Source organism: Deinococcus yavapaiensis KR-236, assembly GCF_003217515.1.
GTDB lineage: Bacteria > Deinococcota > Deinococci > Deinococcales > Deinococcaceae > Deinococcus_A > Deinococcus_A yavapaiensis.
Genome location: NZ_QJSX01000018.1, coordinates 71864 through 92401, shown reverse-complemented (window position 1 = coordinate 92401; position 20538 = coordinate 71864). Strand labels below are relative to the sequence as shown.

Here is a 20538-nt window from a genome sequence, read left to right as displayed (position 1 = left end):
GCGCGGCGGCGCAGTTCGTCGTCGTGCAACGCCGTGAAGGTGGCGGCGCGCGCGAGGAGGTCGCCGCGGTAGACGTCGAGGGTCACGCGACGACCTGGACGGGCACGCCGAAATCCAGGTCGGCCAAGTCGGGATTCGTGGTGACCAGGGTCGCTCGAAGCCGAACGGCGAGGGCGAGGCTGGCCTGATCCGCGACGGAGAGGACCCGAACGCGCGGGTCGCTTTGAAGTTCGGCGATGCGGACGGCGTCTTCGGCGGTGAAGTCGACGGCGGACAGACCCTCGATGTGAAGGTCGCGCAGGACATGAGTGGGTCGCGCACCGACCGTGACGAGTTGTGCGAGCAATTCCGTGAGGACGATGGTCGATATGGTCAGGGTGTGGTCACCGCTCGCGGCGTCGTGTCTGTCGAGGGTTCCTTTGAGCCAGCGTCGCAAGGTTTCTGTGTCGAGAACGATCATTATGACTCGACCTCGCCTGAAACGTCATGTGGAGCGCTCTCCTGATCGTCGGTGTCGATCGCGAGCAGGGTCGCAAGTGTGCTGAGTCGTTGGCGCGCGTCGCCTTTGCGTTCGAGGATGAGGCGGTCGCCGTCTCGGTACATCACGAGTCGGGTGGTCGCGTCGAAGTCGAGGTCACGTCGAAGTTTTTGTGGCACGACGATGCGCCCTTGGTCGGTCATCTTTATTTCGTGCACGGTGAGGTCCGTCATGGGAGCATCGTATAGCAGCGTGCCCGACTTTTGCATTTTGGTGTTTACCTGATCTAATTCGACTTAGGGCAAGTAATGAGCGAGCGGCTCTCTCCGAGGCTGACAACACAGCAAACGCGGCCCAACCACTCGCTCGAACTCAGCCTCGTCTCCCGTAGGCGGTCTGAACTTCAGCGCGCGGCCGCCACGAATTGTGGTTCTTGACGCTGGGAATCTGGTGCGAGTAGCGCCTCTAGCCTGACTTCGGCCATGACTGAATATCGAGCCCGACACCTTTCATGTTTTGGACGAGTACTTACTTGTACTCGTCCAAGTTTTGGAGTACATTGCAGTCGTGGAGGAAAAGACGGCCCTTGGACGACGCGAGCGCAAGAAGCTCGACACCTGGCGTGCCATCCGGCACGCCGCCCTGCAGCTGATTGCTGAACGCGGGTACGCCAACGTCAGCCTCGACGACATCGCCAACGCCGCCGACGTCTCCCGCGCGACTCTCTTCAACTACTTCCGCTCCAAGGAAGCCATCCTCTTCGATCCTGACCCGGAAGAGCGCGACCGTTGGGTGGCCTTCATGGCCTCACGCCCCGCCGACGAGGCCGTATGGGTGTCGCTCGAAGCGTTCTTCCTCGACTACACAGGCGGCTACGAAACCAAGCTCCGACTTCAGAAGCAGCTGCAACAGGACGTTCCCGTCCGTGGGGCGGCCGGTCAAGACGCCAGCGCGCGCCTCACCGCCTTCCTCACCGACTGGCTCCGCGCCCGCCTCGCCGCACAAGGTCACGACCCCGAGGACGCCGCCTTTCTGCTGGGCGTGGCCTTCACCGCCATGAGCACCGCCTTCGCCCGTTGGAACCTCAACCAGGACTTCGCCGTCTTTCACGACTTGATCCATCGAGGCTTCGCCCGCGTCGGACGCGGCCTCCTTACTTCCCCCTGAGCAGCGCATGTCGCCGCTCACCTGCCGGACCGGGCCGCGCGCCCCGGTCGTCGTCTCACACACCCCGCCACGGGGAGAAGGAAGGTCTACATGTCGAAAGTTTGGTTCATCACGGGTGCTTCGCGCGGTTTTGGAGAAGCCTTTGCTCGCGCCGCCCTGGAGCGCGGCGACCGCGTCGCCGGTACCGCCCGCCGAGTGGAAGACCTCGAAGGGCTGCGTGCCTTCGGAGACGCGTTCCTGCCCTTGCATCTCGATGTCACCGACCGCGCTGCCGATATCGCCGCCGTGCAGCAAGCCCACGCGCACTTCGGGGCGCTCGACGTCGTTGTCAACAACGCCGGGTACGGCCACTTCGGGTTCTTCGAGGAAATCACCGAGGAGGAAGCGCGCGCCCAAATGGAGACGAACCTGTTCGGCGCGATGTGGGTGACGCAAGCGGCCGTGCCCATCATGCGCGCGCAGGGACGTGGGCACATCGTTCAGATTTCGAGCATCGGCGGCGTCGGCGCTTTCCCGAGCTTGGGCATCTACCACGCTTCCAAGTGGGCCCTCGAAGGCATGAGCGAGGCGCTCGCGCAGGAAGTCGCCGGGCAGGGCATTAAGGTGACGCTCGTGGAACCCGGCTCCTACGGCACAGACTGGTCAGGCAGCTCCGCGACGCGGTCCACGCCCAACCCGCTGTACGACGGGTTCCGGCAGGCCATGGCGCAAAGGGCGGGTCAGATGACCTACGGAGATGCGAAGCAGGCGGCGCAGGCGCTGCTGAAGGTGGTGGACAGCGAGAACCCGCCGTTGCGTATCCTGTTCGGCGCGCAGGCCTTCGACATCGCGCAGGGCGTGTACGCGAGCCGTGTGCAGACCTGGAAGGCCTGGGAGGACGTCTCTCGGAACGCCTGAAGAAGCATTCCCCCGCCCATGCGGCCGACCCTCACGTCCCGTCAGGGGAGAAAGCAGGACCTCGTATGACCCCACGCACCATCGTCCTCACCGGCGCCAGCGACGGCATTGGCGCCGCTGCCGCCCGTCAACTCGCCGCGAACGGCCATCGCCTGATCCTCGTCGGCCGCTCGAAGGCCCGCACCGAAATCGTCGCTCGGGAAGTGAACGCCGAGTACCGCCTTGCCGACTTCGCCAACCTCGCGCAGGTGCGCGCCCTCGCAGACGACCTGCGCGAAGTCGCCCCGAGCATCGACGTGCTCGTGAACAACGCGGGTGGCGTCTTCGGCGCGCGGCGGCAAGTCACGGGAGACGGCCACGAGATGACGTTCCAGGTGAACTACCTCGCACCGTTTCTACTCACTGAGCGGCTGCTTGACACGCTGATCTCGTCTCGTGCCACGGTGATCAACACCTCCAGCATCGCCAACTCGCGCTTTGCGAAGTTCGACATCAGCGACCTCAACGCCGAGCGAGGGTACGCGCCCTTGCGGGCGTACGGCAACGCTAAGCTCGCCCAGATCCTACACGTGCGCGAACTGCATCGCCGCTTTCACGATCAGGGGTTGGCGGCGGTGGCAGTGCATCCCGGCAATATCGCCACGAACTTCTCCAGTGGACGGGACACGCCGTTGCGCCTGATCTATCACACCTTCGTGCGCCGCCTGATCTTGTCCAGCCCGGAGCGCGGCGCGCAGACCCTCGTGCGCCTGGCGGAAGGCACGCCGGACCAAGACTTCCCTTCCGGAGGGTACATGGACCAGCTGAAAGTCGGGAAGGCGAACCCGCAGGCGAACGACCCGGTCTTGGCGCGCCAACTCTGGGACCGGTCCGAAGCGATGCTCACAGCGGACTGACGACCAAATTGGCGAAGCGCTCGAGACGGCGCAAAAACGCAGTGATCGGCGCCGGAGGTCTTGACGACCCGGCGTCGATCGCTTGGGGCGCCGTTCATGTTGTTCGCAAGCCGGTCAAACCGTTCTCGTCAACGGCGCGTCGGGCGGCGTGGGTTCCTTCGTCGTGCAACTGCTCGCTGCGCGAGGCGTGACGGTCGTTGCGACCGGCAAAGCCAGCGATGCCGCCCGCCTCATCGGGCTCGGCGCGTCCAAAATCATCGACTTCACGGCCGGTTCGGTCGCCGAGCAAGTTCGCGCTGCGTACCCGAACGGGGTGGACGCGATGATCAACCCCGGCGGGTGTCCCGGTGGCCGCTGTGCGCCGTGGCGGCCGGATTTCGAGCCTCGCGGCACTGCCGGACGAAGCGATGTTGAGCGCGGCCGGCGTGACGGGCACGCCCGTCATGAGCCGCCCGACGCGTGACGTTCTCGCGCCGCTGGCCGAGCAAGCGGCGGCTGGGACGCTCAAGGTCGTCGTGTCCGACGTGCTGCCGCTCGACCGGGCGGCCGAGGGCTTGGGTCGTCTGGCCAGGGGTGGTGCGAGCGGGAAGCTCGTCGTTACCCTCGACAACTGACGGGCGAGCGGCTGGGGCGTTACGAGGCTCGACATCCTTGAATGACCAGGTGGCCCTGACGTTCGTCAGGGCCATGCCCTTTGGATGGTCGGCTTGACTTTCCAGGGCGTGCAGCGTTCGGTGGTACTTCTCGGCTTCCAACAAGCAGCTTTTTCCGCGACGACCGGTTTTTAACGTCTGAACCGTCGTATTCATCACGCAATGCAGAACTCGTCGGAACGTCCTCGTACGCGGCGCCGATCTCAGCCTTCGGCGTCCACGCCGACGATCCCACGGTACGCGTGGATCCTTGAAGTCAGTTCGAAGAGGCCAACCCGCTCCTTCGAAAATCAATATCGATGATGCCGTCGGGCGGCAAAAGGAGCGGTTCGAGATCCGGCGCCCACGGAACGAGCGACCAACCGTCAAGCGCGATGACGAATCGGCCTGGACCATCAGAAGGGCAGCCATATCAATTCACGCGCGCCGCTGTCCTGCGAACGCCCACGTAACGGTCGGGCACGTTCAGCACCGCCACCACTTGCGCGCGACGGTCAGCGCCCGTGAAACCGCCCCGTAAAGCGACGAGGTCACCTTCCTGCAGCGCTTCGACCCACGTCGGAGGGCGCACCCTTTTTCGCAGGCGCGGCGGTGCATCCGCCTCTGATTCCGTCAGCCCCGGACATGCCACTGAATCTGAAGCGCATCGCTGCCGGTGAATGCGCCTCGCTGTTGTTCGAGTGCTTGCAAGCGCAACATGAAGCCGTAGGCGTGAAGACCTGCCAGGTGACCACGCCCGTCTTTTACTTCATAGTGGTGCTCATGCAGCGGCAGGCACACCGTGAATCGGCGCGATGAATCTGCCCGGAAGGGCTTCGTGCGGCGCACCCGATGGAGCCTCTTTAGCCGACGGAACGGGGCCGTCACGGATCCATCAAGCCAAGAGTCGTGCCGCCACCCTTAAAAAAGGCGCGCCCAACGACGGTAAGCCGTGATGCGCCAAGTACAAGCCGGTCGTCACGCGCTCGATGAACGCCCACTGCCAGATCGCCTCCACGTTCGTGTCCGTCGCCTCCGCTACCTGCTCGCACCACCCGCGAAGTCGAGCCGTGGGATTCGTCGCGGCGAGCAAGTCTTCATTCCACGCCCGAACGGCGACGCCCAAGTCGTACTCCGGTTCGCACAGAAAACCTTCCGGGTCGATCAGCACGTACCCGCTGGCGGCGCCCGCACGGGCGTGCTCCACGCGCAGCAAGTTCCCCGCGTGAGCGTCGCCGTGCACGACCACGTCACGGGTCGGGTCATGCGTTGCCAATCGGTCGAGCGCGTACGCGATCGCTTGCCGCACGGCCGCTTGCGACGAGGCGTCCGCGTTCGGCACGCCAAGCGCTTGAAGGAGCGTCAGCAACCCAGCGGCTTTGTACTCACCCCGGGTCGCCTCTGCACCCAAGACGTCGCGCGGAACTTGCCACGCTTGACGAAGCGTCCGCGTCGTGACGTCCAGGACGCGGGAAATGTCGTGTTCCACGTTCCCGACGGGTGTGGCGAGCGATTCCATGAGGAGCGCTCCCTCGTCGAGGTCGTGAGCGAGCACGTGGACGTACCCGTTGCCCTTCGCGGCGATCAGGGTTCGGAGTTGCGTTTGAAGTGTCGCTTCGGGCAGCGCGACTTTGAGAACGGCGCGCTGTCCGTTCGGCGTGGTGACGCGGCACACGTAGGAGCGACTGCCGCCGGAGAGGACGTCACCTCGCTGCAAGGTCCAGTGTTGGCAGACGCGCGCCACGCGTTCGGGCAGCGTGCTGAGCCAACGAATCCCGAACGTGCCGAGGCTTTCGGCGTAGGCGTGGACGTGTGGTTGCACCTCGACGGCAGGAGGCTCGCTCATCCCTTGCGACCGTAGCACGATCGCAACAAGCTTTCGAGCTTGTTGTTGGTGCTTCTCGACGTCATCGAACGCCCCGAAAACAGGTCATGAAACAGCCTATCAATGCTGTTGAGTACAGCGATGAAGCTGTGCGTGCTGGCGAAGTGGTCGGGCCAGGGGATGGAGTTGGTTGATAATGGTGGCTCCAGCTGGGCTAAGATAAGTTCCACGATCGTGATGGAGGAGCCGTGAGCCACGCCAGTTTCAACCCGCTGGTTCGTCCACCCATTCCCCCCACCCCGCTCATCGGTCGACAAGCCCCGCTCGCCGGCCTGCTCGCCCTGCTGACGCGACCCGACGTCGCCCTCGTCACAATCACCGGTCCCGGCGGTGTCGGCAAGACCCGCCTCGCCCTCGAAATCGTTCAGCAGCCGGCCGACCTCGCCAAGCCATCACATCAAGCCCTGAGCGAGGTCGCGTTCGTGCCGCTGGCCACGGTACGCAATCCAGCCCTCGTGCCCGGAGCGATCGCCGTCGCCTGCCGCCTCGAGCCCGACCCGCTCGACGATCGCCGCGGCCTGCTCGCCGGTCTGGCAGAACGACGGATGCTCCTCGTGCTCGATAACTTCGAGCACCTGCTTGAGGCGGCGGGACTGGTTGCGGAGTTGCTCGCCGCCTGCCCTGGGGTGAAGGTGCTCGTCACCAGCCGCTCGCCCCTGAGACTGCGTGGCGAACACGAGTTCCCCCTGGCCCCGCTGGAGTTGCCGGATTCGCGCTCACCACTTGATCCATCAAGGCTCGAGGACGTGGGATCGGTGCGGCTCTTCGTGGAGCGAGCGCGAGCGGTGAGGCCGGAGTTCTCGCTCACGAGTAGCAACGTCTCGGCGGTGGCCGAGGTGGTTTGCCGCCTCGACGGTCTGCCGCTGGCGCTCGAACTTGCCGCCGCTCGGGTGCGGCTCTTCCAGCCCGACGCCCTGCTCGCGCGACTTGAGCGGCGACTGGCAGTGCTCACGGGGGGAGCCTGGGATTTGCCGGAGCGGCAACGAACGCTGCGGGCGACACTCGACTGGAGCTTTTCGCTGCTTTCGCCGCCGGAGCGGTCCTTGCTGGCGAAGCTCGGGGTGTTCGTGGGAGGCTTCAGCTTGCCAGCGGTCGAAGCCGTGGCGGGCGAAGCGGAGGCGGGCGATGGGGAAGCGGCAAACCTCGAGTCGCTCGTGGCGCAGAGCTTGGTGAACCGGCTTGAGGGGCCGTCGGACGAGGAGCCGCGCTTCGGCCTGCTCGAGACGGTGCGCGAGTACGCGCTCTTGTGCCTCGAGAAGGAGGGATTACTCTCCGAGGCGCGAGAGCGACACGCGGCTTACGTGCTGGGAATGAGCGAGGCGGCGGTGGCGGGGCTGGCGGGGCTGGAGCGGCCGGTGTGGCTGGCGCGACTCGAGCGGGAACGAGGGAACGCCGAGGCGGCGCTGGAGTGGGCGCTCAAGACGGGGCAGGCGGAACTGGCATTACGACTGACGACGGCGCTGAGGTGGTTCTGGGAGGGGCGGGGTTACATTGCCGATGGTCATCGCTGGCTCGAGGCGGCATTGAGCGTGCCGGGTGAGGTCGAGCCGGCCTTGAGGGGGAGAGCTCTCAACGCAGCCGGTGTCTTCGCCTGGCGGATGGGGAACTACGCATCCGCGCGTTCCCTCTACGAGGCGGCGCTAGAAATACGCCGCGCGATCAACGATCGCTTTGGAATCGCCGGCACCTTGCAGAACCTCGGAAATCTCGCCGTGGACTCCGGTGATCTCGCGACCGCCCTTCCCTTGCTGGAGGAGTGCGTGGCTATCAAGCGCGAGCTGGGTGATGCCCATGAACTTATCGGCGCCCTTCTGAGCTGGGCCAATGTCATGCTCTGGAGCCACGATCTGAAAGCGGCGGAAGAGCATTACACCGAGGCGGTGGCCCTGGCTGAGTCGGTGGGCGACGGCTACCTGAAGGGGATGGCCCTGGGCAACCTCGGCACCCTGCACCTCGAGCGTAACGACCTACCAGCAGCCCGTCGAGTGCTCGAAGAAGCGCTCGTACTGAAGAACGCTTACGGGAGCTTTTCCAACATCGCGATCATTCTGCAGAACCTGGCCGAGGTCGCCCTGGGCGAGGGTGATCTCCAAGCGTGCCAAGCGTTTTTGGAGGAGGGCTTTATATTCGCCGAGCGCGCAGACGATCTTCTCGCGCGCGTCCACCTGTTGCACAGTTCCGGCCTGCTGGCACTCGAGCGCCGGGAACCAGCCGAGGCGGTGGCCAGGCTTGAGGAGGCCATCGGCTTACTCGACCGCTTGGGCAGCACGCAACGGCGAGAAGCTTGTCTGGCTGCGCTCGCCCGCGCGCGGGCAGCCTTGGCTGCGCCGCCTGCTCGACGTCCTGAAGCCGCAGGCACAGCTCCCCACCATGATCTTCTAACCGACCTCACGCCGCGCGAGCTGGAGGTGCTAAAACTCTTGGCGTCCGGCCTCAGCAACCCGGCGATCGGCGAGCAATTGGGCATCACCCGCCTCACCGTGACCGGCCACGTTCGCGTCATCTTCTCCAAGCTCGGTGTCTCGAGCCGCACGGCTGCGGCACGCGTCGCCCTCGAACGGGGGCTGGCATAAGACGAGCCTCGGCCTAATTCCAGGCCGAGGCTCGGGTCGAAGGACTCAGTTCGCTCGATTGAGGTTCCAGGTGTAGGTGGTCGTGGTCTTGCCGTCGGGCGAGGTCTCGGTCTTGCTCCCCGACAGGTGCTTCGCGTCGGCCGGAGCCGTTCCGGTGATGCCGCCGCCGCCGCTCGGCAAGCCGCCGGGTACGGGCTCGGTCGTCGTCGTGTTCACGTCGTCGCTCGCCTTGCAGTGCCCCGTCCAGACGACCTTGGTGGTCGTCGTCCCGCTGGTCATCAAGTCGCCCGCCCCAACATTGATGCGGTAATCGCCCTTGTTCGAGATGCTCAGACCGGCAAGGGCCGTCACGCCCGCCTCGCCGTCCTCGTGGGTGATGGAGGTACGAGTGTAATCGGTCGTCACGTTGTACCCGCTTCCCCCGTTGGCGCCCTTGAAGCAGCGATCGGTCGGCCTGCTGTGCTGGCGGTCCTCGGTCAAGCGCGAGAGGCTCGTCTCGGCGGTCGCCTTGATGTCGCCGGTGGCCGGGTCGGTGAAGAGGTGGTAGGTGGTGATGGTCTGCCACTGGCGAGAACCGCTTCCCTCGAGCCCGTTGTTCGTTTGCGAGTACGAGTCCTTGAGCACCTGCTTCACGGTCACCGTGCCGGACCAGCCGGGAGCCTGACGGTGGAGCACGAACCAGTCCATGAGGGCGCCGGCCGGGAAGATCAGGTTCGAGATGGCGCCGAGCGTGTTCTTGAGCTTGAGCTGCACGAAGGCGTCCGCGCCAAGGGTGCCCCGCTCGGTGACCATCTCCCCGACGGCGTTGAGTTCAGGCTTCGGCGTGAACACGACGCTCGCGTAGCCGTTCGCGTCCGTCTCGCTCGTGCAGATCGTGTTGCCGCAGTTGAGGGTGCCGTGGTCGCGGAGGTTGCCGATGAGGTTGAGCCAGGCCACCGTGACGCCCTTGAGGCCGCCGTAAGCCGGGAACTCGACGCCGAGGAGCCAGCCGCACTTCACCATCGTTTCCGGATGCTGGAAGTGGTTGAAGACGCGGATCTTGAAATCGATCGGCGGGCCGCCGTAGCGCGTTGCCTGGCCGTCGCCCGAGATCTTGTCCACCGAGATCGTCGCCGCCATGATCATGCCGTGCCACATGTCAATTGTGACCAGGAGCGCCTTGCTGAGGAGGTTGACGTTCTTGAGGGCCGGCAGGTTGCCGAGGAACCACTTGCCCATCGTCCACGGCCCGCCCTTGGACGTGACCGTGCCGAGGTCCTCGCAGGGGCTCGAGCTCGTCGCGGCGCTCCGAAAGACGTTGCTCGAGAGCGCGCTCAAGTGTGTGACGCCTTGGAGCGGACCGGCCTGGGCGAAGGCGGGCAGGGTGACCTCGGCCATGACCAGGAAGCGCTGCAAAGCGTCAAGGCGGATTTTCTCGAGCGGCACGTCCTCGAGGGTATCGAAGGGCTCCTTGTGCTCAAGGCCAAGCCCGCGCACCATGAGCGGGCCGAGCGAGGCCGGGTCGTCGGGATGCTCAACCGCCGACCTTGTCGCGGCGCGCAGGGCCGTCTGCAGTTCCTGCGGCGTCACCTCGCGGTCGCCCTCGAAGAGGCCGAGCTGGTTCACGGATGTAGCGACCTGCCCGAGCGTGTAAGTGTCGCCGCGAGCGTAACTCTCGGCGAGGAGGTTGAGTTCGAGGTCATAGAGGTAGAAGTCCTTGGCGTCGCGCTCGGCGCCGACCACCACCGCCTTGCCCTCGGGCGTGTAGACGCCGATCCTCAACGCGTTCATGGCGGCCTTGAGAGCTTGGGTGCGCCCGTCGCTCGTGCTGGCCATGTGCAGGCGCTCGACGAGCCCTTGCACTTCGGAGGGTCCGGAGGAGGGAGGCGGACTGCCGCTTCCCTGAGCGTTCGGCGTCGAGCTCGAGCCACAGGCGCCGAGGAGGGTGAGGAGGGCTGCGAGGCCGAGGGCGGGGAGGAAGCGCGGGCGGGTTTGCATTTTGGGGCTCCTTGTCGGCACGTTTTGTTGGCGTGTCGTGTTCTGGCCTGCCTTGCCTATCTGTCGGGAGGACTCGTGGACTCAAGATGCTTAGCCGGCCAAGGGCTTACTTCCAGGGGCGCAAGGTTCCGGTCGCACCACTTGGCGTGGTGAGCACCAGGCCTCCGTTGTCCTTGGCGAGGCTCCAGGTGTAGGGATCGTCCCTGAGCTCGTCCGAGCGCAACGCTCGATCCGAGTTCAAGCTCGGACTGCAGGTGGCGATATACGTCGCTTGTCCCTGCGTCGGCTGCAACACCAGCTTGTTCCCGTTCACCTGGAGCCTGCCGGCCTTGTACACGGTGAAGGTCGTCGTGCAGTTGTAGTTCGTCACCGACTCGCGGTAGGCGTAGCCGTAGGTGCCGTCGGCGTTGAACTGGTAGTACAAAGCGATGCCGCCGGGATCGCTCGTGGCTCCGGTGGCGGTGTTGACGTAGGTCGTGCTCGAGCCCTGGCTGTAGACCCAGCTGCCGACGAGGGCGGTGGGGATCGAGGCAGGAGCGGCGAAGCTGGCGCTTGAGAGGAGGCCCAGGGCGATGGCGAGGCTGAGGGTGGTCTTGCTCGTCTTGTTGGTCTTGTTCTCCATGGCGGTGCTCCTTTGGGAATTGGGCGTAAGTGCTGGGCTTGTCGGTGCTGACCCTGGTTGCTGGGCCGGGGCTGATGAGACCAAGGTAGGTGAGGGGGTGCGGTCGGCGCATCGTCGAGTTGGGGGAGCCAGGGCAAATGAAAACACCCCCACAACTGTGGGGGTGATGTCCTCGGCGCCGATGTCACGAGCGGCATCGGCGCCGAACTCACGTTCTATGGAAGGGCGATGAAGACGTCCTGCACGCCTCGGTTCTTGAGCTCGGTCAGCACGCCCAGCCAGAACTTCGCCCCCTCGTGGTCGCTGATCCACAAACCCAGCACGTCCTTGATACCTTCGAGGTTCACGCCGATTGCGACGTACACGGCTTTCGTTTTGACACGGCCGTTGTCCTTGGCCTTCAGGTGCAAGCAGTCGAGGTACAGAATCGGGTAGAGCGCGTCGAGCGGTCGGTTCTGCCACGCGGTGACTTTGTCGAGTACGGCGTCGGTGACGTTGGAAATCAAGGCTGCGCTGACTTCCACGCCGTACATTTCGTGCAAGTGCGCTTGGATGTCGCGCGTTGACATACCGCGGGCGTACAAGGCGACGATGCGAGCGTCGAGGTCCTTGAGGCGCGTTGCGCGCTTCGCGACGATCTTGGGCTCGAACGTTCCTTCGCGATCTCTCGGTACGTCCAAGTCAATCGGTCCGACGTCGCTTTGCACCGTCTTCGTGCTTCGCCCGTTTCGTGTGTTGCCGCTGGCATTGCCGACGGGTTCGTAACGCGCGTGACCGAGGTGCGTCGTCATTTCCACTTGCAAGGCGCGTTCCAGCACCGCTTTTGTGAGTTGGCGCAGTAAGCCGCCTTCGCCGAGTAAGTCTTCGGGCTTCTCGTAGCCGCAGATGAGTTCGTCGACGAGGCGAGGGTCGATGGGGCCGTGGTCGGTCGTCATACGTACCTCCTACTTTCACATCGACCCGACGAGTCCACATTTCCTTGTACACCCTCAAGCCTCTTGTTCCAAGCGTGGTCTACGTCTTTCCAGGCGGTTTCCCTACATGACGAGGCGTGCGAAAGTTTTGAACAGACTTTACCCGACTTCTACATGGCCTCGCTGCACACTCACGCCAGGTGGACGAACCACCTGCTTCACAAGGAGAATCGATATGAAAAAAAACATCTTCGTGCCCGTCGTCGCCACCCTTCTCGTCGGCGTCACCTTCGCCGCCGCCCAATCCACCAAAGTCGCTCCTGCCACGACCACGCCGCAGACGCAGCAGTCCGCGCCGTCGACCATGCAACGTCCCGCGCTCACCGTGAAGTACTACGCGGGCGATCCTCTCAACGGCGGCAAGCTCCTGTCCACCGAAACCATTCAGCCGCAGTCGCGTGCTACCCAGAATTCGAGTAACGCGTTCGCGAACGCCCCGAAAGGCACGACGCACGTGTCGATCACCACGCCGTTCGGCACGCGCATCTCCACCTTGCAAAACGCGCAAGCCAATCTCTTCCACGACGGAGAAGGTCGTCATGGAAGAGGCGGCAACGGTCAAGGTGGCGATTGCGATCCGTCCATGCAGCAAAACCAAACCTCGGTGCAAAGTCAGCAAGACCAACAGTTGTAACCCGAGCGTCCATCACTCGGTCAGTGCCCTGACTGACGCGGTGACCTGACGTTCTCGAAACGACCCGTCGCACCGCAGTGACACGGAAAGGACAACAGCAACGCGCATCAGCTTCCTGACGCGCGTTGCTGTCTTTGTTCATGTCGCTTTCCTGAATGCCGCGCACGTCAGATCGCGTCTTCCGAGCTTTTTTCATGGCCTTCCGGTCGACCAGCCGTGGGGCCGCTACGCTGAGCTCACGTCTTCGTCGAGGCCGGTCGAAACACCTTGCCGTTCAGCTTCGCACTGAGGCGTGAGGAACGTCGCTTCAGTGATCGCTGCGCTCGGCATTCATACGCCGAAGACCAGCGCCGCGCTCGGCATGTAGCCCACTTGCCGAGCCGCGAAGTTCGGCGTGGCGACGACTTCCCGCCTCGACGAACCGCGCCTTGCTGCATCAACTCGTCGAAGAACGCCGCTTCGTGCTGCTCTCCGCCACTGAGAACGAATGCGAACGGCTTGCCGTTGCTGCTGGCTCGCAAGTGAATCTTGGTGCTGAACCCGCCCCGTGATCGCCCCAACGCTTCGCCTTGCTGTCCATCTCACTGACATGCGCTCGAACAACGGCGCCGTCCCGAAGTGCTTCGACCAGTCCAAGCGGCCTTCCTCGTCGGCGGTCCGACGTAGTGCTTGGAAGATGCGTTGCCACACGCCCCGAGCGATCCAGCGACGGAAGCGGCAGTAGACGGTCGTCCACTCGCCGAAGCACTCCGGAGCATCCCGCCAAGGTGCGCCTGTGCGTAGAACCCACACGATCCCGCTGACGATGAGGTGATGATTGCCGTACGGGCGACCGTTGCCTTGCTGTTTGGGCAGAAGTGGTTCGAGGTGCGCCCATTGCACGTCGGTGATTTCTTCTCGCACAGCGCAAAACGAGATCGACTCTTGGCGCGCCGCGCCCCTCGGCCTACACGACCTGGTGTCAGCGGAGCCTCCCTCGCTGCACCGACCCCTCCCAGGGCGGGCAAGAGACGCACGCCCGCCGTTCCACGTCGAGTTCAAGGGCGTTCGTTGCGGGCTTGGAAGCGCCGCTCGGCCATGGACCACGCCTCGTGCAGCAACGGCCGAACCGTCTGAAACGTCGTGGCGCTCGGGTTCAGGACGCACACCCACCCCAGCGGCGCGTAGATCGGGTGCGGCATGAGTTGATCGAGGGCTTTGTAGTCGTACCCGGTGTTTAGAACAGGCATGTCGCGCGTCGCGGGGGGAGGCGGACCGAACAGTTGCTCGTACGTCGCGCGTGACACGCCGACGTTCAGGCGGTAGACGCCCATCCGATCGAGGTTCGATGCCTCATCGATGGCGTCGCTGGTGACGATCGTGGCGAATGGCAACCGCTTGTCCACCTCGAATCCCGCTCCCGGATCGAAAAAGAAGTAGTGCTGGCCCTCGTGTTCGAGGTGATGCACGTGCTGGCGGGTGATGGCGGTCACGACGTCTGCTTCGTTCATGTGGACTCCTTGGGCGAGAGGAACAACGCGCGGCGACCGAGTGCAGCACGAACCCTTTCCCTTCTAGAGGAGGGAAGGTTCCGGAAGGTGAATTGCTGCGGGTGGGATGTCACACAGGCGGCGTTGTTTGGAACGCGCTCGCCCTTCAAGGGTGCATGTGAACCCTGAGGAAAACGCGGAGCGAGTTGTTCACTTCTTCTTTACAAATCGATGTCGAGCCTGCCAAGCAACGTCGAGCAGGAAGCGTTGGCGTTCCCGCCCTGCCATTTCGACGGTCGAATGACCACCCCACCCGCGTCACGTTCGCAGTTGTCAATAATTGCAGGGACCGACCCAAGAGCTTGTTTCATGGCTTTGCGGTAGCAGCTTGCACGTGCGACGAAGCGGTCGTTGAGCCGATCAACGACCGGACGAAGCGTCACCACGCTCAGCGAGACGGTGGGCATACTTGGCAAGAACGCGGTCCAGCGCCTCGTCGAGATCTACATCCGTGGCATCTGCGAGGCAAAGGAGGCTGAAGTACACGTCGCCCAGCTCCTCGGCCCACGCGGCACTCGGCGTGAAAGGCGCGACGCCGTAGTGCGTCGCCTTCAACAGCTCTTTTGCAACCTCACCCACTTCGGAGGCAAGGTCGAGGAGCCGAGCGGTGGGATCGGCCACGAGGCCGTGAGAACGGACAAAGTCATAGATATGGCGTTGAGGATCGCTTGGCATGCCGACACAATAAGGAGGTACGAGTCGGTGTTCACCTGAGGCCGTGAAACAAGCTCGTACGCCAGCAAGTTGATCCCCTACGACTGATAGGGTAAAGGGGCATGAGACCCGGTCAACGCTGGACGTTCCAGGTATTCAGCCCTCCGGCGTTACATCGTCCAGATGGACAACAGCTTCGGTGCGAGGGGACCATGCTCGCCTTGCTCGCCTATCTGGCCGTGGAGGGGTCCGCGCCGCGTGCGCGGTTGGCAGCTCTCTTTTGGCCTGCCTCGTCCGACCGTGTCGGCCGAAACAACTTGGTTCACCTTCTTCGCCGCGTCGCTTCGATGTCGCGCGATGAGCTTGTCCAAGGCAAGGAAACCCTGGCCTTGAAGCCTGCGGTTTGGACGGACGTTCAAGCGTCGTCGGCCGGAGACACCCCTCCGGAACTGGTGCCGAAGTGTACGTTTCTCGAAGGAGTGGCTTTCGATGAATTGGCGGAGTTCGAAGATTGGGTGCATCTTCAACGAGAGCGCTTGCTGCAGCGTTCGGTACGCCAGCTCATCAATTGGCGAGAGCAAGCTGCCGCTTCAAGTGGACGTCGTAACGAAAAAGCGGCCTTTTCGGCCGCTGATAATTTAATGATGGCGCAGTATGCGCGTATACGCAACTCCGGCCGCTTGTTACGCCGCATCGAACGGCCCTCGTCTCGCTCGGCATGCCCGCATGCCCGAGTTGACGTCGCTCGACTTCACCGCCTGGCGCCGAAGAATCTTGACAGGCGTGATGAGCATTTGCGCGGCGTTACACTGCTGATGTGACGCATCTTACCGCCCACGTTCGCGTGCTCGGCCTTCGCGGCGAGCGCGTGGTGCTCGCGTGCGGCCATGAGGTGCCGCGCGCCGAAGTCGCGCTTGGTGAGAGCGGTGTTGGCGCGCCGCGCGTGCGCGCGTGCCCGAGCTGCCCGGAAGAAGCCGCGCGCCTTCCGGCGGCGCTCGCGAACGTGGACGCGCCGTTCGAAGCGCGTGCGTGGTGGTCGCGCGCAAGCGCGCCGTGTCGCGCGGCTGCACTTGAAGAGTTCGCGCCGAATGAGGATTCGGCCGCACTGAGAGCGCGCTTGCCGCGCGCTCTCACACGGCGCGACGAGGTGTTGCTCGCACGTGTGCTGTGCGCCGCCTCCTTTCGCGCGCAGGCGCGCGGCTTGACTTGCAGGGAGCTCGCATCGCTGTCGCTCGCGCCACTGCCTCTCTTGTCGGGCTGGGCGCTCGCTCGCGCGGCCGCGCGACGCTACGAAGCGAGCCGTTCATGACGTTGTACGAGGCGCAAGACGTCGCGCTCGCCTTCGGGCAGGCGCTCCTCGCACGCCGGTACGAGGACGCGCGCGCCCTGCTCGCCCCAAGCGACGCCGCAATAACGACCATCGAAGACTTGCAGCGCGGCTTCGAGACCTTCGTGCCCCTCGACTGGGAAGGCGAGATCCTGGGTGCGGACGTGATCCTCACCGAGTGGCCTGACCGAGAAGAGGATGACGTCGCCCTCGTGTACGTGCCCATCGCCGGTTTTGTGTACAGCGAGGCCGTCACGGTCGTCGTCACACGCACACCTCTCGGGCTGCGCGTGCGCGGTGTGGAATTCGGCCGACCATGACCGAAGGCTTCGTGTGGGAAGCGAACGACGCTCGCTGGCAGGATGCGCGACCAAGTGCGCGCGTGGAGCCGCCGCAACGAACGCCACCTTCGATCGTCGTTCACCACGCGCTCTCGAATGTCCTCGTCACGCCGTGGCCGGGACGGTTGTGGCGCGTGCGCATCGTCGAACCGCGCGACGACGCGGAACGCGACGCTTTCGAAGATGCGAATCGAGGGCTCCTGCAACCCGCTCGGCACACGCGCGCATTCGCCGTGGACGTCATTGAGGAACTCCCGGTCGTCCGCACGGGCAAGCGGTCGTCAATTTCATTCACGCGGCGTCGTCCCTTGACGAGCCGACGACGCACGCCCTGCAAGGCACGCTGCCTCAGGAGACCGTGACGTCGCTGGCTCGCCGACCAAAGCATGCACGAGGACGCGTGCCTCGGGGACCCGCTGTTGTTCTTAGGTGGTGATGGCGCTTCCTCCCCGATCGGCATGGGCTTCTCCGTCATTCAAGATCAGGCACGCAAAGCCGCCGAGCGGTGCGCGGGCGACGCCGCCTTCGAAGTGCAGGACGACGAAAACGCCCTCACCACCCCGTGGTCGAACGCCGCGAGCGCCTTGACGGTCGCGGCGATGGCGTTCGGCGCCCCGCAGCTCGTGCACGACCATGACTCGCTTGAGCGTGCGTGGCGCGTGGTGTTCGGTTCGCCGCCCACTCCGTCCCGCTCGTAGCGCCGCGCGTTCTGACAGTGCTCATCTCCGCGTAAAGTTGAAAGAGCCCCGCTGTCAATCCGGCGCATACCTGGACTGGCAGGTAAGTGCCAGGAAGCGCCCCAAGGAAGTCGAACGACTTCACCCTTCCTGTCTCCCTTTCACTTCAGTACGGGCTGAGTTGACGCTTGATCGCAAGGCCCCGTCTCAGCGCGTCGATCGGGTCAACCGCCGTCATGGGTGTTTCCGGGAATGACCTGTCGCATGAGGCTCTCCCGGGTGGTCTTGAGGATGGCGTCGCTGAGTTCGGGGTCGGACACGGCGCAGGACAGCATGACGGCCCCCACCATGCCCGGGAGGAGGGGGAGTACCTCCGCCCGACGCGCCGCCGAGTTCTCAGCCCGTGAGAGGGCGGTCAGGTCTTCGATCAGCCTTGTAAAGGTCGCGGTGAAGGCCTGCCGGACCTCGGGGGTCTGCCGGGCGACCTCGGCGGCGAGGGTCGGCAACACGCAGCTTCCCTCTGTTTTAGCGTGATCGCGGTGCTGACGGCTGACATAGCTGCGGATCACGCCGCCCAGGCCATACGGAGGCGTCTGCTCAGCAGCTTGTAGGAGGGTGCTGGAGGTCTCCTCGAGGCTGCGCACCAGCGCCTCCTGAACGAGGGCATCTTTGCTGCCGAAGTGGACGTAGAACCCGCCGTGGGTGAGCCCTGCCTTTCCCATCAACCGCCCGATGCCGACGGTGTTGAAGCCATCTGCTTTGAAGGCCAGGGCCGCTGCGGTCAGGATCTTCTCGCGCGTCTCTCGGGCATGCGCACTTCCATAGCGGGCCATCTCAAGTCACCCGCGTGCGGGCAGCGGGCAGCGCGGACGATCTTTGGATGGAATGATCGAACAGCATGATGCTCCTCGTGGGTCGCCTGACCAGCGTGAGAGAGATCGACTTTGAGAGAAAACGGTTTGTCCTGGCGACTGGGCTTGGGGGCGGCAATACCTACGTCCTTTATATGATACATGTCATATAAAGGAGATTGTCCTTGAGGACCGCATCCCCAAGGTCCACCACAGCCACGGTTCCCTCTCGCCAGAGCACCGTAAGGAGCCCGAATGACCGACCGCACTTCGCCAAATCCTGCCTCACCGGCCACTTCCATGCGAGACGAACCCCACCAGGAGGCACGCGTTCGCACCTACACCTGGGAAGATCCTCTGGTCGGCGCCGAAGCGGCGCGGCACCTCAGCGGACTCGACTACCTGCGCGCGATCGTGCGCGGGGACTTCCCGGGTCCACCCATCGCGGCGAGCCTCGACTTCTCCCTGGCGCGCGAGGAGGACATCGAGGACGGCCGGGTGACCTTCCGTATGATCCCACAAGAGTTCCATTACAACCCCATCGGAAGCGTCCACGGCGGGGTATACGCGACGCTGCTCGATTCTGCGCTTGGCTGCGCGATTCATACGCGGCTCCCCGCTGGCGTAGGCTATACCACCCTCGAACTCAAGGTGAATTACGTCCGCCCCCTGCTCGTCGGCATGGGGGAGGTTCGCGCCGTCGGCGAGGTGCTAAGTGTGTCACGGCAGGTCGCCACCGCACAGGCAAAGCTGCTGGATGCCCGGGACCGGCTGTTTGCTCACGCCACAACCACCTGCCTGATCCTGCGTCCGCAGAGGAAAGAGACCTGACCATGTCCCTTGCCCCGCTCAGCGAACAAGCCCGGGAGTCAATGGTCGCTCAGGTACCTTGCCGAGCGTACTGCTCGCCTTCCTGGCCGCCGAGAGGAGAGGAGGTGTTTCGTTTTCGACGAAACACCTCCTTTTTTAAGGTTGTGCGCTTCGATCCAAGCAATCATCACGAGGAGAGCCACGCCCTGGCCCAGGTCCTCCAAACGATGATCGGCTGAGCGAACACACTATCTACGACGAGACAGGCGAGAGCGAGCAGGAGCAGCATAAACAGCACGACGACCGGGAGGTGATTCGTACACATCCCGATGTCGGCTGCTCTTTTAGAGGCGTCTAAAAGCGTGTAGGACGTTGTTCTCGATGCTCCCGAGTGGGCGGCACGATGAGGTCGAGGAGCCGCTACCGAGCCGCGACGTTCATACCCCAATGACCTCACCGACGCCAAGTGAAACATCCTCGAAGCCCTATCGCCGCCCGAACCGCCCACTGGTCGCCCTCGAAAGTGGTCCAACCGCGAACTCCTCGACGTGATCTTCTTGGTGCTCATGCCGCACGATCTGCCACCGTGGCAAACCGTCTACCACGACCACCGCATCTGGCGACTGAGCGACGTGTGGGAGCAGCCGCACACGAAGCTCCGCGAACTGCTTCGAATGCGTCTCCGGCGGAAGTCCACGCCGAGCGCCGCGATCGCCGACAGCCAAACGGCGCGGACGTCGGAAGCCGGTGGTTCTCGAGGCTACTCGCCCTCCATGCCCGGCTCGCGAATCTTCTCCATCCAGCCCGCTCCACCGTTCCCACATGCCAACGTCACCATGCAATCGCCGCCTTCAAGACGTGGCAAGAAACGCTGCAGCGAGCGAGCTGAACGTCAGCTCGCTCGCCTTCCCATCTCCCTCCGCGTCTTGAAAGTCAACAACTTGACACAATCGGTACAGGTGGATGCCGTTATGGGTGGACCATGCCTCGAGGACGTCGGCGAGCAGGGCTTCGAGGTCCTCGTTCAACCGCGTTCGTAGAAGGGGGGCGGTTCGATGCCGAGCAGCCGCAGGTACACGTAGCCTTGCGCGCGGTGATGCACCTCGTTGTCGATCAGGTACAGCACCTTGTTCAGTCCGGACGACGGCGGCAGCCCGAACCAGGACGCCTCGGTCGTGAAGTGCTCGGGATGGAGCGACGGCCACACCTTGTCGAGTTCGGCGTCCGCTTCGTCCCATTCGGCCAAAAGCTCGGTTTTGCTGCTGCCGTGTCGAGGTGGCGACCACGTGAATTCGCCGCTTGTCAGGCCGCGCATGGTCGGCGTGACCATGTCGATGACTTCTCGCATGAGGTCGCCGAAGGAACGCATGGGTGGCGCCGGTCGGAAGGTGAACAGCTGATCGTCCGGGAACGCCTCGATGGTTCGGCGGGTGAGGCGTCGGTGGCCACGCAGGTGCTGGTACAGCGTATCGGGGGTGAGCAGGGGTGCTTGAGTCGGTCGCATGGGTTCGCCTCCGTGGTTCAGCGTACGGGCATTTCCCGTCAAGCCGTGACGTGCTTGGTGACGGCGTGGCGACGTGAAGCGGAGGGTCTTCGAGGACGACGACCGGTTCG

Annotated in this window: 25 protein-coding genes; 13 read left to right on the top strand and 12 right to left on the bottom strand. The window is 64.3% G+C overall.

The genetic code is table 11. The annotated features are described in order from the left end of the window. Positions 1–82 precede the first annotated feature (82 nt). Positions 83–460 carry a PIN domain-containing protein gene (locus tag DES52_RS19105; protein ID WP_110888436.1) on the bottom strand — a complete coding sequence of 126 codons (378 nt, stop codon included), beginning with the start codon at positions 458–460 and terminating at the stop codon, positions 83–85. Further along, positions 460–711: an AbrB/MazE/SpoVT family DNA-binding domain-containing protein gene (locus DES52_RS19100; protein ID WP_110888435.1), complete on the bottom strand. Its 252-nt coding sequence runs from the start codon at positions 709–711 to the stop codon at positions 460–462. Before DES52_RS19100 ends, DES52_RS19105 begins: the two co-directional genes overlap by 1 nt. Positions 712–1045: 334 nt before the next feature. Here DES52_RS19100 and DES52_RS19095 point away from each other — a divergent pair, with 334 nt between their 5' ends. The 3 genes from DES52_RS19095 (at position 1046) to DES52_RS19085 (ending at position 3438) form a co-directional block, all read left to right on the top strand. Next, positions 1046–1645 (top strand): TetR/AcrR family transcriptional regulator, encoded by a 600-nt coding sequence (locus DES52_RS19095; protein WP_170131176.1) that lies wholly within the window; start codon positions 1046–1048, stop codon positions 1643–1645. Positions 1646–1735: 90 nt separating this feature from the next. Continuing rightward, complete coding sequence (locus DES52_RS19090) at positions 1736–2542, top strand: SDR family oxidoreductase (RefSeq protein ID WP_110888433.1); 807 nt, start codon at positions 1736–1738, stop codon at positions 2540–2542. A 65-nt stretch (positions 2543–2607) separates the two neighbouring features. After that, complete coding sequence (locus DES52_RS19085) at positions 2608–3438, top strand: SDR family NAD(P)-dependent oxidoreductase (RefSeq protein WP_110888432.1); 831 nt, start codon at positions 2608–2610, stop codon at positions 3436–3438. Between the two features lie 94 nt (positions 3439–3532). Here the strand turns inward: DES52_RS19085 and DES52_RS23340 are convergent, their stop codons facing one another. Further along, positions 3533–3727 carry a hypothetical protein gene (locus DES52_RS23340; protein ID WP_211317966.1) on the bottom strand — a complete coding sequence of 65 codons (195 nt, stop codon included), beginning with the start codon at positions 3725–3727 and terminating at the stop codon, positions 3533–3535. 58 nt (positions 3728–3785) lie between these two features. On the opposite strand from DES52_RS23340, the gene DES52_RS23335 reads away from it, so the two are divergent. Next, on the top strand, positions 3786–4052 hold the full coding sequence (locus DES52_RS23335) for a zinc-binding dehydrogenase (RefSeq protein WP_211317965.1): 267 nt from the start codon (positions 3786–3788) through the stop codon (positions 4050–4052). A gap of 913 nt (positions 4053–4965) precedes the next feature. Here the strand turns inward: DES52_RS23335 and DES52_RS19075 are convergent. Further along, positions 4966–5916: an aminoglycoside phosphotransferase family protein gene (locus tag DES52_RS19075; protein WP_110888431.1), complete on the bottom strand. Its 951-nt coding sequence runs from the start codon at positions 5914–5916 to the stop codon at positions 4966–4968. 227 nt (positions 5917–6143) lie between these two features. Here DES52_RS19075 and DES52_RS19070 point away from each other — a divergent pair, with 227 nt between their 5' ends. Next, the gene (locus DES52_RS19070) at positions 6144–8528 is read left to right on the top strand and encodes an ATP-binding protein (protein WP_110888430.1); all 2385 of its coding nucleotides are present in this window, start codon (positions 6144–6146) and stop codon (positions 8526–8528) included. Positions 8529–8573: 45 nt separating this feature from the next. Here the strand turns inward: DES52_RS19070 and DES52_RS19065 are convergent, their stop codons facing one another. From DES52_RS19065 to DES52_RS19055, 3 genes are all read right to left on the bottom strand, one after another. Next, complete coding sequence (locus tag DES52_RS19065) at positions 8574–10505, bottom strand: hypothetical protein (protein ID WP_110888429.1); 1932 nt, start codon at positions 10503–10505, stop codon at positions 8574–8576. Between the two features lie 106 nt (positions 10506–10611). Then, entirely contained in the window at positions 10612–11127 is a 516-nt protein-coding gene (locus DES52_RS19060) for a hypothetical protein (protein WP_110888428.1), read from the bottom strand. A gap of 215 nt (positions 11128–11342) precedes the next feature. Beyond that, positions 11343–12062: an IS256 family transposase gene (locus DES52_RS19055; RefSeq protein WP_110888427.1), complete on the bottom strand. Its 720-nt coding sequence runs from the start codon at positions 12060–12062 to the stop codon at positions 11343–11345. Positions 12063–12276: 214 nt separating this feature from the next. Here DES52_RS19055 and DES52_RS19050 point away from each other — a divergent pair, with 214 nt between their 5' ends. After that, positions 12277–12735: a hypothetical protein gene (locus DES52_RS19050; RefSeq protein WP_110888426.1), complete on the top strand. Its 459-nt coding sequence runs from the start codon at positions 12277–12279 to the stop codon at positions 12733–12735. A 330-nt stretch (positions 12736–13065) separates the two neighbouring features. On the opposite strand, the gene DES52_RS23790 is transcribed toward DES52_RS19050, so the two are convergent. The 3 genes from DES52_RS23790 to DES52_RS19040 form a co-directional block, all read right to left on the bottom strand. Beyond that, positions 13066–13617: a transposase gene (locus DES52_RS23790; protein WP_425451134.1), complete on the bottom strand. Its 552-nt coding sequence runs from the start codon at positions 13615–13617 to the stop codon at positions 13066–13068. Positions 13618–13772: 155 nt separating this feature from the next. Continuing rightward, a complete protein-coding gene (locus DES52_RS23165; protein ID WP_170131174.1) occupies positions 13773–14225 on the bottom strand; it encodes a DUF6194 family protein in 453 nt (150 codons plus the stop codon). A 399-nt stretch (positions 14226–14624) separates the two neighbouring features. Beyond that, positions 14625–14939, bottom strand: a complete 315-nt coding sequence (locus DES52_RS19040) for a MazG nucleotide pyrophosphohydrolase domain-containing protein (protein WP_110888424.1) — start codon at positions 14937–14939, stop codon at positions 14625–14627. A gap of 191 nt (positions 14940–15130) precedes the next feature. Here DES52_RS19040 and DES52_RS22655 point away from each other — a divergent pair, with 191 nt between their 5' ends. Genes DES52_RS22655 through DES52_RS19015 form a run of 5 tightly spaced genes read left to right on the top strand, consistent with a single transcriptional unit; the run spans position 15131 to position 17284 of the window. Continuing rightward, positions 15131–15739 (top strand): AfsR/SARP family transcriptional regulator, encoded by a 609-nt coding sequence (locus DES52_RS22655; protein WP_146237386.1) that lies wholly within the window; start codon positions 15131–15133, stop codon positions 15737–15739. Further along, positions 15736–16227 (top strand): hypothetical protein, encoded by a 492-nt coding sequence (locus tag DES52_RS19030; RefSeq protein ID WP_110888422.1) that lies wholly within the window; start codon positions 15736–15738, stop codon positions 16225–16227. Before DES52_RS22655 ends, DES52_RS19030 begins: the two co-directional genes overlap by 4 nt. Next, positions 16224–16565, top strand: a complete 342-nt coding sequence (locus tag DES52_RS19025; protein ID WP_110888421.1) for a hypothetical protein — start codon at positions 16224–16226, stop codon at positions 16563–16565. The genes DES52_RS19030 and DES52_RS19025 overlap by 4 nt, the downstream gene beginning before the upstream one ends. Continuing rightward, the gene (locus DES52_RS19020) at positions 16562–16948 is read left to right on the top strand and encodes a hypothetical protein (RefSeq protein ID WP_110888420.1); all 387 of its coding nucleotides are present in this window, start codon (positions 16562–16564) and stop codon (positions 16946–16948) included. Before DES52_RS19025 ends, DES52_RS19020 begins: the two co-directional genes overlap by 4 nt. 24 nt (positions 16949–16972) lie before the next feature. Next, positions 16973–17284 (top strand): hypothetical protein, encoded by a 312-nt coding sequence (locus tag DES52_RS19015; protein ID WP_110888419.1) that lies wholly within the window; start codon positions 16973–16975, stop codon positions 17282–17284. A 203-nt stretch (positions 17285–17487) separates the two neighbouring features. Here DES52_RS19015 and DES52_RS19010 read toward each other — a convergent pair whose 3' ends face one another. Continuing rightward, a complete protein-coding gene (locus DES52_RS19010; RefSeq protein WP_110888418.1) occupies positions 17488–18096 on the bottom strand; it encodes a TetR/AcrR family transcriptional regulator in 609 nt (202 codons plus the stop codon). 273 nt (positions 18097–18369) lie between these two features. On the opposite strand from DES52_RS19010, the gene DES52_RS19005 reads away from it, so the two are divergent. Together DES52_RS19005 and DES52_RS23560 are read left to right on the top strand one after the other, a co-directional pair. After that, positions 18370–18945 carry a PaaI family thioesterase gene (locus DES52_RS19005; RefSeq protein WP_110888417.1) on the top strand — a complete coding sequence of 192 codons (576 nt, stop codon included), beginning with the start codon at positions 18370–18372 and terminating at the stop codon, positions 18943–18945. A gap of 452 nt (positions 18946–19397) precedes the next feature. Further along, positions 19398–19964 carry a transposase gene (locus tag DES52_RS23560; protein ID WP_245901151.1) on the top strand — a complete coding sequence of 189 codons (567 nt, stop codon included), beginning with the start codon at positions 19398–19400 and terminating at the stop codon, positions 19962–19964. Here the strand turns inward: DES52_RS23560 and DES52_RS18995 are convergent. Then, a complete protein-coding gene (locus DES52_RS18995; protein WP_110888415.1) occupies positions 19949–20428 on the bottom strand; it encodes a DinB family protein in 480 nt (159 codons plus the stop codon). The genes DES52_RS23560 and DES52_RS18995 overlap by 16 nt on opposite strands. Positions 20429–20538: the final 110 nt, after the last annotated feature.

Excerpts from the sequence above, each read along its gene's own strand:
- DES52_RS19025 (WP_110888421.1), top strand. The coding sequence starts at position 16,224 with ATGACGTTGTACGAGGCGCAAGACGTCGCGCTCGCCTTCGGGCAGGCG.
- DES52_RS22655 (WP_146237386.1), top strand. The coding sequence starts at position 15,131 with ATGCTCGCCTTGCTCGCCTATCTGGCCGTGGAGGGGTCCGCGCCGCGT.
- DES52_RS23165 (WP_170131174.1), bottom strand. The coding sequence starts at position 14,225 with ATGAACGAAGCAGACGTCGTGACCGCCATCACCCGCCAGCACGTGCAT.
- DES52_RS18995 (WP_110888415.1), bottom strand. The coding sequence starts at position 20,428 with ATGCGACCGACTCAAGCACCCCTGCTCACCCCCGATACGCTGTACCAG.
- DES52_RS19050 (WP_110888426.1), top strand. The coding sequence starts at position 12,277 with ATGAAAAAAAACATCTTCGTGCCCGTCGTCGCCACCCTTCTCGTCGGC.
- DES52_RS19015 (WP_110888419.1), top strand. The coding sequence starts at position 16,973 with ATGCACGAGGACGCGTGCCTCGGGGACCCGCTGTTGTTCTTAGGTGGT.
- DES52_RS19075 (WP_110888431.1), bottom strand. The coding sequence starts at position 5,916 with ATGAGCGAGCCTCCTGCCGTCGAGGTGCAACCACACGTCCACGCCTAC.
- DES52_RS19005 (WP_110888417.1), top strand. The coding sequence starts at position 18,370 with ATGACCGACCGCACTTCGCCAAATCCTGCCTCACCGGCCACTTCCATG.
- DES52_RS19085 (WP_110888432.1), top strand. The coding sequence starts at position 2,608 with ATGACCCCACGCACCATCGTCCTCACCGGCGCCAGCGACGGCATTGGC.
- DES52_RS19010 (WP_110888418.1), bottom strand. The coding sequence starts at position 18,096 with ATGGCCCGCTATGGAAGTGCGCATGCCCGAGAGACGCGCGAGAAGATC.
- DES52_RS19065 (WP_110888429.1), bottom strand. The coding sequence starts at position 10,505 with ATGCAAACCCGCCCGCGCTTCCTCCCCGCCCTCGGCCTCGCAGCCCTC.
- DES52_RS19090 (WP_110888433.1), top strand. The coding sequence starts at position 1,736 with ATGTCGAAAGTTTGGTTCATCACGGGTGCTTCGCGCGGTTTTGGAGAA.
- DES52_RS19060 (WP_110888428.1), bottom strand. The coding sequence starts at position 11,127 with ATGGAGAACAAGACCAACAAGACGAGCAAGACCACCCTCAGCCTCGCC.
- DES52_RS19105 (WP_110888436.1), bottom strand. The coding sequence starts at position 460 with ATGATCGTTCTCGACACAGAAACCTTGCGACGCTGGCTCAAAGGAACC.
- DES52_RS19100 (WP_110888435.1), bottom strand. The coding sequence starts at position 711 with ATGACGGACCTCACCGTGCACGAAATAAAGATGACCGACCAAGGGCGC.
- DES52_RS19055 (WP_110888427.1), bottom strand. The coding sequence starts at position 12,062 with ATGACGACCGACCACGGCCCCATCGACCCTCGCCTCGTCGACGAACTC.
- DES52_RS19040 (WP_110888424.1), bottom strand. The coding sequence starts at position 14,939 with ATGCCAAGCGATCCTCAACGCCATATCTATGACTTTGTCCGTTCTCAC.
- DES52_RS19020 (WP_110888420.1), top strand. The coding sequence starts at position 16,562 with ATGACCGAAGGCTTCGTGTGGGAAGCGAACGACGCTCGCTGGCAGGAT.